Annotated in this window: 1 protein-coding gene; it reads left to right on the forward strand. The window is 69.6% G+C overall.

The window, feature by feature from the left end:
• Positions 1-3,518: type I polyketide synthase (locus CCN51_RS30720; RefSeq protein WP_143675927.1), on the forward strand; the 3,518-nt coding region annotated here is incomplete at both ends.

Genomic DNA, 3,518 nt, shown 5'->3' on the forward strand with positions numbered 1-3,518 from the left:
TCCTCATCACCGGCGGCACCGGAGCCATCGGCACCCACATCGCCACCTGGATCGCCACCCACCACCCCCACTGCCACCTCCTCCTCACCAACCGACAAGGACCCAACACACCCCACAACACCCAACTCCACCACCACCTCACCCAACTCGGCGCCACCACCACCATCACCACCTGCGACACCACCAACCCCAACCAACTCACCAACCTCCTCAACACCATCCCCCCAACCCACCCCCTCACCACCATCATCCACACCGCAGGAATCAACCTGAAGTCGACCATCGCCGATCTCAGTGCGGCGGACCTCGCCGAGACAGCTGGGGCGAAGGCGACCGGGGCGGCGATTCTGCACGAGTTGCTGCGCGAGCACGACACGATCGAGCGCTTTGTTCTCTTCTCCTCCATTGCCGGCACCTGGGGCAGCGCGAACCAGGCCGGATACGCGGCCGCCAATGCGTATCTCGATGCCCTGGCCCAGCACCGCCGCGCCCAAGGACTCCCCGCCATCTCAATCGCCTGGGGGCCCTGGGACGGCGCGGGGATGGCCGCGGACGGAGACACACGCGCTCACTTGCGCCGCCGCGGCCTCCGGGCCATGTCCCCTGACCTCGCCCTTGCCGCACTCGATCGCATCCTCGGCCACGGCCCCGACAGCGCCGCCGCTGTCGTCGCGGATGTCGACTGGGAGGACTTCGCCACCACCTTCACCGCCCGGCGGCCAGCACCGCTCATCGACGACATCCCCGAGGTCCGCCAGGTACTACGCGGCGATACCGCCCCGCCCTCCGCCGACTCTCTTCGCGAGCAACTGGCACAGCGTTCGCCCAAGGAACAACAGCAGGCCCTTCTCGATGTCGTCCGCACACACGCGGCCGCCGTGCTCGGTCATTCCAGCCCCGAATCCATCGACGCTCAGCAAGCCTTCAGCGCGCTGGGGTTCGACTCCCTCACCGCTGTCGAGTTCCGAAACCGCGTCGCGGCCGCCACCGGCCTGGCTCTCCCCACCACCCTTGTCTTCGACCATCCAAGCCCCACGGAGTGCGCCACGCATCTGCGTACGGCGCTGCTGGGCGGGACCGACGACGACCTGCGCGAGGGCATGTCAGGCACATCGGCCGAGCGCACTCGAGCAGCAGCGCTCCTCGACGAGCCCATCGCAATCGTCGGGATGGCCTGCCGCTATCCGGGCGGTGTGCGGTCGGCTGAGGATCTATGGCGGTTGGTCGCCTCGGGCACTGACGCCATCACCGAGTTCCCGACAGACCGCGGCTGGGACGTCGAGCGGATCTATCACCCGGACCCCGACCACGAGGGCACCTGCTGCACTCAGCATGGCGGGTTCCTCTATGACGCGGGTGAGTTCGACCCGGCGTTCTTCGGCATCAGCCCGCGCGAAGCCCTCGCCATGGACCCGCAGCAACGGCTGCTGCTTGAAGCCTCGTGGGAAGCGTTCGAACACGCAGGCATCGACCCGGAGACCTTGCGCGGCAGTCAGACCGGAGTCTTCGTCGGAATCAACGTGCAGGACTACGCGGCTCATGTGCGCCAGGTGCCGCAGGCCGTGGCCGGCTATGCGCTGACCGGCAGTTCGGGGAGCGTCGCCTCCGGCCGTATCGCCTATGTCTTCGGCCTTGAGGGGCCGACGGTGTCGGTGGACACAGCCTGCTCGTCCTCCTTGGTCGCGCTGCACATGGCCGGTCAGGCGCTGCGCACGACGGAGTGCTCGCTCGCGCTCGTCGGCGGAGTGATGGTGATGTCCACCCCGGCGACCTTCATCGAGTTCTCCCGCCAGCGGGGCCTGTCCCCCGACGGGCGGTGCAAGGCGTTCTCGGCCACCGCCGACGGCACGGGCTGGGCGGAGGGAGTCGGCATGCTCCTCGTGGAGCGGCTGTCCGACGCCCGGCGCAACGGCCACCGAGTTCTGGCCGTGGTGCGCGGCAGCGCGATCAATCAGGACGGCGCCAGCAACGGCCTCACCGCCCCCAACGGCCCCGCGCAACAGCGCGTCATCCGCCAGGCCCTGGCCGGCGCCGGGCTCTCACCTTCCGAGGTCGACGCGGTGGAGGGGCATGGCACCGGAACGGTCCTCGGCGACCCCGTTGAGGCCCAGGCGCTGCTGGCCACGTACGGGCAGGACCGGGCCGAGGACCATCCGCTATGGCTGGGGTCGGTGAAGTCCAACATCGGGCACGCCCAGGCGGCGGCCGGTGTCGGCGGGGTGATCAAGATGGTGATGGCCCTCCGGCACGAGACGCTGCCCCGTACGTTGCATGCCGACGAGCCATCGCCGCATGTGGACTGGTCAGCCGGGGCGGTCCGGCTGCTGACCGACGCCGTGCCGTGGGTACGGAACGGGCATCCACGGCGTGCCGGTGTCTCCTCCTTCGGCGTCAGCGGCACCAACGCGCACCTCATTCTGGAAGAGGCGCCCTCCGACGAACCCGACGGTACGGGGGTGGCAGGGCCGACTGCCGCGCCCGCCGTGGAGGCGTCTGCTGTCTCCCTGCCATGGCTGCTGTCCGCGAAGTCGGCCGACGCTCTCCGCGCCCAGGCGCGCCAGTTGCGGGAGTTCGTGTCTGCGGCTCCCGAAGCCGGTTCCGGTCCGGGGCTCGCGGACATCGGATACTCACTGGCCGCGCACCGGTCGGCTTTCGAGCATCGTGCTGTGGTCATCGGCTCCGACCGAGCGGAGTTCCTGGGTGGCCTGGATGCTCTGGCGGCCGACGAGGCCCACACCGCCGTCGTCACGGGGATCGCGAGGAAGGCCGGTGACCAGGGCAAGGTGGTGTTCGTGTTCCCCGGGCAGGGCGGTCAGTGGGCCGGGATGGGACTGCGGCTGCTTAAGACCTCACCCGTCTTCGCCCAATCGATCCAGGCCTGCGAACAAGCCCTCGCCCCCCACACCGACTGGACCCTGACCGACATCCTGCACCGGCCCCACACCGACCCCCTGTGGCAGCGCGCCGACGTCATCCAGCCCGTCCTCTTCGCCCTCATGACCTCCCTCGCCGCCCTCTGGCAATCCCACGGCCTTAACCCCGACGCCGTCATCGGCCACTCCCAAGGCGAAATCACCGCCGCCCACATCAGCGGAGCGCTGAGCCTGGAGGACGCCGCGAAAACCGTCGCGCTGCGCAGCCGGGCCCTGCAGACCCTGCGCGGTTCGGGCGGCATGGCCTCCGTACCACTGCCGGCGGACCAGGTCACCGGGCTGCTGCAGACCATGTGGCCGGACCGGCTGTGGGTGGCCGCCGTCAACGCCCCTACCGCCACGGTGATCTCCGGCAACGCGGAAGCTCTCACACAGGCGCTGGAACACTACCGGGACCAAGGCGTCGACGCGAAACGGATCCCGGTCGACTACGCCTCCCACTGCCCCCACATCCAGGCCGTGGCCGAGCGACTGCCCGACCTGCTGGGCGGCATCGTCCCGCGCGCCGCCGACATCCCCTTCTACTCCACGGTTGACGGCCGATGGGCCGAGCCGACCGAGCTCGACGCCGACTACTGGTACCGC

The sequence above is a fragment of the Streptomyces milbemycinicus genome (assembly GCF_002154605.1).
Taxonomy (GTDB): domain Bacteria; phylum Actinomycetota; class Actinomycetes; order Streptomycetales; family Streptomycetaceae; genus Streptomyces; species Streptomyces milbemycinicus.